Origin of the sequence: Aeromonas bestiarum, from assembly GCF_028751155.1 — a bacterium.
GTDB classification, from domain to species: Bacteria; Pseudomonadota; Gammaproteobacteria; order Enterobacterales; family Aeromonadaceae; genus Aeromonas; species Aeromonas bestiarum.
In genome coordinates this window covers 261,275-267,500 of sequence record NZ_CP064746.1, presented here as the reverse complement: position 1 = coordinate 267,500, position 6,226 = coordinate 261,275, and the positions used below count along the sequence as shown (strand labels likewise).

12 protein-coding genes (1 of these 12 only partly in view) are annotated in these 6,226 nt (G+C 52.9%); all 12 read right to left on the bottom strand.

Annotated elements, in window-relative coordinates; all coding sequences use genetic code 11:
- On the bottom strand, window positions 1-714 hold the 5' portion of the coding sequence (locus tag IU367_RS01305) for a DNA-directed RNA polymerase subunit alpha (protein WP_005307997.1). 276 nt of this gene lie to the left of the window's left edge; only the first 714 of its 990 coding nucleotides appear in the window; the start codon lies at window positions 712-714; its stop codon lies off the left edge, out of view.
- Window positions 715-739: 25 nt separating this feature from the next.
- Window positions 740-1,360 (bottom strand): 30S ribosomal protein S4, encoded by a 621-nt coding sequence (rpsD, locus tag IU367_RS01300; RefSeq protein WP_005340600.1) that lies wholly within the window; start codon window positions 1,358-1,360, stop codon window positions 740-742.
- A 39-nt stretch (window positions 1,361-1,399) separates the two neighbouring features.
- A complete protein-coding gene (gene rpsK, locus IU367_RS01295) occupies window positions 1,400-1,789 on the bottom strand; it encodes a 30S ribosomal protein S11 (RefSeq protein WP_005319702.1) in 390 nt (129 codons plus the stop codon).
- Window positions 1,790-1,803: 14 nt separating this feature from the next.
- Window positions 1,804-2,160, bottom strand: coding sequence for a 30S ribosomal protein S13 (rpsM, locus tag IU367_RS01290; RefSeq protein WP_005307991.1), 357 nt, complete (start codon window positions 2,158-2,160; stop codon window positions 1,804-1,806).
- A 139-nt stretch (window positions 2,161-2,299) separates the two neighbouring features.
- Window positions 2,300-2,413, bottom strand: coding sequence for a 50S ribosomal protein L36 (gene rpmJ / locus IU367_RS01285; RefSeq protein ID WP_005319705.1), 114 nt, complete (start codon window positions 2,411-2,413; stop codon window positions 2,300-2,302).
- Window positions 2,414-2,440: 27 nt separating this feature from the next.
- A complete protein-coding gene (gene secY, locus IU367_RS01280) occupies window positions 2,441-3,769 on the bottom strand; it encodes a preprotein translocase subunit SecY (RefSeq protein ID WP_010672567.1) in 1,329 nt (442 codons plus the stop codon).
- Window positions 3,770-3,777: 8 nt separating this feature from the next.
- Entirely contained in the window at window positions 3,778-4,215 is a 438-nt protein-coding gene (gene rplO / locus IU367_RS01275) for a 50S ribosomal protein L15 (RefSeq protein WP_005319708.1), read from the bottom strand.
- Between the two features lie 2 nt (window positions 4,216-4,217).
- Complete coding sequence (gene rpmD, locus IU367_RS01270; protein ID WP_005307985.1) at window positions 4,218-4,397, bottom strand: 50S ribosomal protein L30; 180 nt, start codon at window positions 4,395-4,397, stop codon at window positions 4,218-4,220.
- 6 nt (window positions 4,398-4,403) lie between these two features.
- A complete protein-coding gene (gene rpsE, locus IU367_RS01265; RefSeq protein ID WP_042010196.1) occupies window positions 4,404-4,904 on the bottom strand; it encodes a 30S ribosomal protein S5 in 501 nt (166 codons plus the stop codon).
- Window positions 4,905-4,918: 14 nt separating this feature from the next.
- Entirely contained in the window at window positions 4,919-5,272 is a 354-nt protein-coding gene (rplR, locus tag IU367_RS01260) for a 50S ribosomal protein L18 (protein ID WP_005319717.1), read from the bottom strand.
- A 9-nt stretch (window positions 5,273-5,281) separates the two neighbouring features.
- Complete coding sequence (gene rplF / locus IU367_RS01255; protein ID WP_005319720.1) at window positions 5,282-5,815, bottom strand: 50S ribosomal protein L6; 534 nt, start codon at window positions 5,813-5,815, stop codon at window positions 5,282-5,284.
- Between the two features lie 13 nt (window positions 5,816-5,828).
- Window positions 5,829-6,221, bottom strand: a complete 393-nt coding sequence (rpsH, locus tag IU367_RS01250) for a 30S ribosomal protein S8 (RefSeq protein WP_005307980.1) — start codon at window positions 6,219-6,221, stop codon at window positions 5,829-5,831.
- Between the last annotated feature and the right edge of the window lie 5 nt (window positions 6,222-6,226).

The following is a 6,226-nucleotide window of genomic DNA, read 5'->3' as shown; positions in this document are numbered from 1 at the left end:
GCTGACATCGCGCAGATCCACGAAGGCTTCCAGTTGTTCGGCCAGAATAGTGGCTGAACGACGGATGGCTTCTTCAGGATCCAGAGTACCATTGGTCTCCATGTCGATGACCAGCTTGTCCAAGTCGGTACGCTGTTCCACACGTGCTGCCTCAACATTGTAGGCAATACGAACGATGGGGCTGAACGCGGAGTCCAACAGCAGGCGACCAATCGGACGCTCTTCATCATCGTTGTGAACACGAGCAGAAGCAGGCACATAACCACGACCGCGCTGAACTTTCAGGCGCATGCTGATTTCAGCATTGGCACCAGTCAGGTGGCAGATTACGTGCTCCGGGTTTACGATCTCGACTTCATCACCGTGAGTGATATCACCAGCGGTAACGGGGCCTGTTCCAGACTTGGTCAGGGACAGAGTTACCTCGTCCTTGCCTTCCAGCTTTACAGCGATACCTTTCAGGTTGAGCAGGATTTCAAGAATGTCTTCCTGTACACCTTCTTTGCTGCTGTACTCATGCAGTACCCCGTCAATTTCGACTTCAGTAACTGCACAACCGGGCATAGATGACAGCAAAATACGACGCAGGGCGTTGCCCAGCGTGTGACCAAAGCCACGCTCGAGTGGCTCAAGAGTCACTTTCGCATGAGTCGGGCTAACTTGCTCGATGTCAACTAGCCGCGGTTTAAGAAAATCTGTTACAGAACCCAGCATTGTGTCCTCTCTTTAGAAGCTAGCTTTACTTGGAGTAAAGCTCGACGATCAGCTGTTCGTTAATGTCGGCAGACAGGTCGGAACGCTCTGGCAGACGCTTGAAAGCACCTTCCATTTTAGCGGCATCAACCTCTACCCAAGTCGGCTTCTCACGCTGACCAGCAACTTCCAGGGAAGCTTTGATACGCGCTTGCTTCTTAGCCTTCTCACGAACGCAGATCACGTCCTCAGGGGAAACCTGGAAAGAAGGAATGTTCACAACGCGACCGTTTACCATGATGGCTTTGTGGCTCACCAGCTGACGAGATTCAGCACGGGTAGCGCCGAAGCCCATACGGTAAACAACGTTGTCCAAACGACCTTCCAGCAGCTGCAACAGGTTTTCACCGGTGTTACCCTTTTGACGGGCAGCGTCGCGGTAGTAGTTGCGGAACTGTTTTTCCAATACGCCGTAGATACGACGAACTTTTTGTTTCTCGCGCAGCTGAACACCATAGTCGGACAGACGCGCTTTACGCGCACCGTGCTGACCAGGGGCGGTGTCAATCTTGCACTTAGAATCAATCGCACGAACACCAGACTTCAGGAAGAGGTCGGTGCCCTCACGACGGCTAAGCTTAAGCTTAGGACCGATATATCTTGCCATCTTCTTTCTCCAACAATCCTAGACCAAGTAGCTACAGCGTTATACGCGGCGCTTCTTGGGAGGACGACAACCGTTGTGCGGGATCGGAGTCACATCAGTAATATTAGTGATGCGGAAACCAGCCGCGTTCAGAGCGCGGATGGAAGACTCACGACCGGGACCCGGACCTTTGACCATGACTTCCAGGTTCTTCACGCCGTATTCTTTGGCGATCTCACCAGCACGCTCAGCAGCTACCTGGGCAGCAAACGGAGTGGACTTACGGGAACCACGGAAACCTGAACCACCGGAGGTAGCCCATGACAGAGCATTGCCCTGACGGTCAGTAATGGTCACGATTGTGTTGTTGAAAGATGCATGAACGTGCGCAATACCGTCGCTCACTTGCTTTTTAACGCGCTTGCGAGCACGAGTCGGAGTTTTAGCCATTTTCTACCTTCCCGTTACTTCTTGATAGCCTTGCGCGGACCCTTACGGGTACGAGCGTTGGTCTTGGTACGTTGACCACGAACAGGCAGGCTACGACGGTGACGCAAACCACGGTAGCAACCCAGATCCATCAAGCGTTTGATGTTCATGGAAATCTGACGACGCAAGTCACCTTCAACGGTGAATTTACCTACTTGCTCGCGCAGACTTTCGATCTGAGCTTCGTCCAAGTCTTTAATTTTCACATTCTCAGCAATACCGGCTGCGGCACAGATGGCCTTGGAGCGGGTACGACCGACGCCATAAATCGCAGTCAACGCAATGACTGCATGCTTATGGTCAGGAATGTTAATGCCAGCGATACGGGCCACTGTTCACTCCTACGTAGCGTAGATAACGACCACCACAAAGCCCGTGAGCGGATACGTGGCGGTCAACCAATACACAACAAAAGTTGGCTGGCTATATTAGCCAGCACAACTATTTGTTGCAAGTACTAACCGTAAAAAATTAGCCTTGGCGCTGTTTATGCTTTGGCTCGCTGCAAATCACACGCACCACACCGTGACGCTTGATGATTTTGCAGTTACGGCAGATTGCCTTAACGGAAGCACGAACTTTCATTGCTTAACTCCGTAACTACGCCGACCTTTAGCGGCCGTAGCCCTTCAGGTTGGCCTTCCTCAGGACGTCGCCATATTGATGAGACATCATATGGGTTTGTACCTGAGCCATGAAGTCCATGATAACTACCACGATAATCAGCAGCGAAGTGCCACCGAAGTAGAACTGTACGTTCCAGGCAGTCATCAAGAACTGGGGTACCAGACAGATAAAGGTTATATAGAGTGCACCTGCCAATGTCAGGCGAGTCATAACCTTATCGATGTAACGTGCTGTCTGCTCGCCCGGGCGGATCCCCGGGATAAAGGCTCCACTCTTCTTCAGGTTGTCTGCTGTCTCGCGGGGGTTGAACACCAGCGCGGTATAGAAGAAACAGAAGAAGATAATGGCTGCTGCATACAACATCTCATACAAGGGCTGACCCGGCTGCAGGACCATAGAGACCTGTTGCAGGATATCAGCGATCTTGCCCTCGCCCTGACCAAACCAAGAGGTAATGGTCCCTGGGAAGAGGATGATGCTGGATGCGAAAATCGCAGGAATCACACCGGCCATATTCACTTTCAACGGCAGGTGTGTGCTTTGCGCGGCGAATACTTGGCGGCCTTGTTGACGCTTGGCGTAGTTAACGACGATACGACGCTGACCACGTTCCACGAACACCACAAAGTAAGTCACTGCGAAAACAATCAAGCCCAGCAACAACAACAGCAGGATGTGCAATTCCCCTTGACGTGCCTGTTCGGCCGTAGCACCAATGGCATGCGGCAAACCAGCAACGATACCCGTGAAAATAATCAACGAGATACCATTACCGATCCCACGCTCGGTAATCTGCTCACCCAACCACATCAAAAACATGGTACCGGTGACCAGACTCACAACGGCCGTGAAATAGAAGCCCAAACCCGGATGAGTCACGAGTCCCTGCATCATATTCGGCAGACCGGTTGCAATACCAATGGCCTGGAAAGTTCCCAAAACCAGCGTGCCCCAACGGGTATATTGGCTAATCTTGCGACGGCCGGATTCACCTTCTTTCTTGAGTTCAGCAAGAGCGGGGTGAACCACAGTCAGCAGCTGGATAATGATCGACGCCGAAATGTACGGCATGATCCCCAGCGCAAGAATAGAAGCACGCGAGAGTGCACCACCACTGAACATGTTGAACATCTCAATGATGGTGCCCTTCTGTTGTTGGAACAACTCGGCCAGTACGGCGGCGTCAATACCAGGAATCGGCACATAAGAGCCTGCACGGAAAACGATAATCGCCCCGAGAACGAAGAGCAGACGGCTCTTCAGTTCACTCAGACCACCCTGTGCTTTAACATCCAATCCTGGTTTCTTAGCCATTGTACTGATTATTCCTCGATTTTACCGCCAGCGGCCTCGATGGCTGCACGTGCACCTTTGGTGACGGACACACCACGAACGGTCACAGCACGGTCAATGTTGCCAGACAGAACAACTTTAGCGAAAACGATGTTCTTAGTAACAACACCGGCTTGCTTCAGAGTGCTCAGATCGACCACATCACCTTCTACCATGGCGATTTCGTTCAGACGCACTTCGGCAGAAACCAAAGATTTGCGAGAGAAGAAACCGAACTTCGGCAGACGGATTTTCAAAGGCATCTGGCCGCCTTCGAAACCAGCGCGGACTTTACCGCCACCGGAACGAGAGGTTTGACCTTTCACACCACGACCACCAGTCTTGCCCAGGCCGGAGCCGATACCACGGCCACGACGTTGTTTTTCAGGCTTGGAACCAGCGGCCGGAGACAGAGTATTCAGACGCATGCTTAGCCCTCCACCTTAACCATGTAATAAACCTGGTTGATCATACCGCGTACGCAGGGAGTATCTTCCAGCTCAACGGTGTGACCAATGCGACGCAGACCCAGACCACGCAGAGTCGCCTTGTGCTTTGGCAGACGGCCGATAGAGCTGCGAGTTTGAGTTACTTTTACAGTGTTAGCCATGTCGCATTACCCCAGAATTTCTTCAACGCGCAGACCACGCTTGGCAGCGATCTGGGCCGGGGATTGACCCTGTACCAGAGCGTCGACAGTTGCGCGAACAACGTTGATTGGGTTGGTGGAACCGTAGGTCTTGGCCAGCACGTTGTGGATACCAGCAACTTCCAGAACAGCACGCATGGCGCCGCCTGCAATGATACCAGTACCTTGTGAGGCCGGCTTCATGAACACGGTGGAACCGGAGTGAACACCGCGCACCGGGTGGTGCAGAGTGCCATTGTTCAGTTCTACCTTGCTCAGGTTACGCTTAGCCTGTTCCATCGCTTTTTGAATAGCGGCCGGAACTTCACGGGCCTTACCGTAACCGTAACCTACACGGCCGTTACCATCACCCACCACGGTCAACGCGGTGAAGGACATGATACGACCACCTTTAACAGTTTTCGAAACACGGTTTACTGCAATCAGCTTTTCTTGCAGTTCGCCGGCTTGAGATTCGACTTTAGCCATCTTCGACTCCTAGCTTAGAACTGAAGACCAGCGTCACGAGCAGCGGTAGCCAGAGCGGCTACACGACCGTGATACTTGAAACCGGAACGATCGAAAGATACGTTCTGAACGCCTTTGGCAATAGCACGCTCAGCGATTGCTTTACCTACTGCGGTAGCTGCATCAGCATTACCGGAGTATTTAAGCGCTTCACTGATGGCTTTCTCTACTGTAGAAGCAGAGGCCAGAACTTCGGAACCGTTGGCTGCGATAACCTGCGCGTAGATATGACGCGGGGTACGGTGAACAACCAGACGGGTAGCTCCCAGTTCCTGCATCTTCTTCCGAGCACGAGTAGCACGACGGAGACGAGCTGCTTTCTTGTCCATAGTGTTACCTTACTTCTTCTTAGCTTCTTTAGTACGCACTTGCTCGTTGGCATAGCGTACACCCTTGCCCTTGTAGGGCTCCGGAGCGCGGTAAGAACGGATATCGGCGGCGACTTGGCCAACCAGCTGCTTGTCCACACCACGCAGAACGATCTCTGTAGCGGTCGGGCATTCAGCGGTGACACCAGCCGGCAGCGCATGCTCTACCGGGTGAGAGAAGCCCAGGGCCAGCGCGACAGCATTGCCCTTGATGGAGGCTTTGTAACCTACACCAACCAGCTGCAGCTTACGCTCGAAGCCTTGGGTAACACCGATTACCATGTTGTTAGCCAATGCACGTGCAGTACCGGCCTGAGCGTCAGCACCAGCGATGCCGTCGCGCGGGGCGAACTTCAGTACATTGTCTTCTTTGGTCACTTCTACACCGGCGTGGATGGAACGAACCAGAGAACCTTTACCACCTTTGATGGACAGTTCCTGACCGTTCAGAGTCACCTCTACGCCAGCAGGAATAGTGACGGGTGCCTTAGCAACGCGAGACATTTCCGACCTCCTATTAAGCGACGTAGCAGATGATCTCACCGCCCATGCTTGCCTTGCGGGCAGCACGGTCGGTCATCACACCTTTAGACGTGGACACGATAGCAACACCGAGACCGCCCATAACTTTCGGCAGATCAGTAGTGCGCTTGTAAATACGCAGGCCGGGACGGCTCACGCGTTGGATCAGTTCTACAACCGGCTTGCCCTGGAAATATTTCAGTTCAATTTCCAGTTCAGGCTTCACATCACCCGCTACGGAGTAGCCAGCGATGTAACCTTCTTCTTTCAGCACTTTGGCAATTGCCACTTTCAGCTTGGAAGAAGGCATGGAAACCGCAACTTTGCTCGCCGCCTGACCGTTACGGATGCGGGTCAGCATATCCGCGATCGGATCTTGCATGCTCATAGTCT

Excerpts from the sequence above, each read along its gene's own strand:
- rpsD (WP_005340600.1), bottom strand. The coding sequence starts at position 1,360 with ATGGCAAGATATATCGGTCCTAAGCTTAAGCTTAGCCGTCGTGAGGGC.
- rpsK (WP_005319702.1), bottom strand. The coding sequence starts at position 1,789 with ATGGCTAAAACTCCGACTCGTGCTCGCAAGCGCGTTAAAAAGCAAGTG.
- rpmJ (WP_005319705.1), bottom strand. The coding sequence starts at position 2,413 with ATGAAAGTTCGTGCTTCCGTTAAGGCAATCTGCCGTAACTGCAAAATC.
- secY (WP_010672567.1), bottom strand. The coding sequence starts at position 3,769 with ATGGCTAAGAAACCAGGATTGGATGTTAAAGCACAGGGTGGTCTGAGT.
- rplO (WP_005319708.1), bottom strand. The coding sequence starts at position 4,215 with ATGCGTCTGAATACTCTGTCTCCGGCCGCTGGTTCCAAGCCTGAAAAA.
- rpmD (WP_005307985.1), bottom strand. The coding sequence starts at position 4,397 with ATGGCTAACACTGTAAAAGTAACTCAAACTCGCAGCTCTATCGGCCGT.
- rpsE (WP_042010196.1), bottom strand. The coding sequence starts at position 4,904 with ATGGCTAAAGTCGAATCTCAAGCCGGCGAACTGCAAGAAAAGCTGATT.
- rplR (WP_005319717.1), bottom strand. The coding sequence starts at position 5,272 with ATGGACAAGAAAGCAGCTCGTCTCCGTCGTGCTACTCGTGCTCGGAAG.
- rplF (WP_005319720.1), bottom strand. The coding sequence starts at position 5,815 with ATGTCTCGCGTTGCTAAGGCACCCGTCACTATTCCTGCTGGCGTAGAG.
- rpsH (WP_005307980.1), bottom strand. The coding sequence starts at position 6,221 with ATGAGCATGCAAGATCCGATCGCGGATATGCTGACCCGCATCCGTAAC.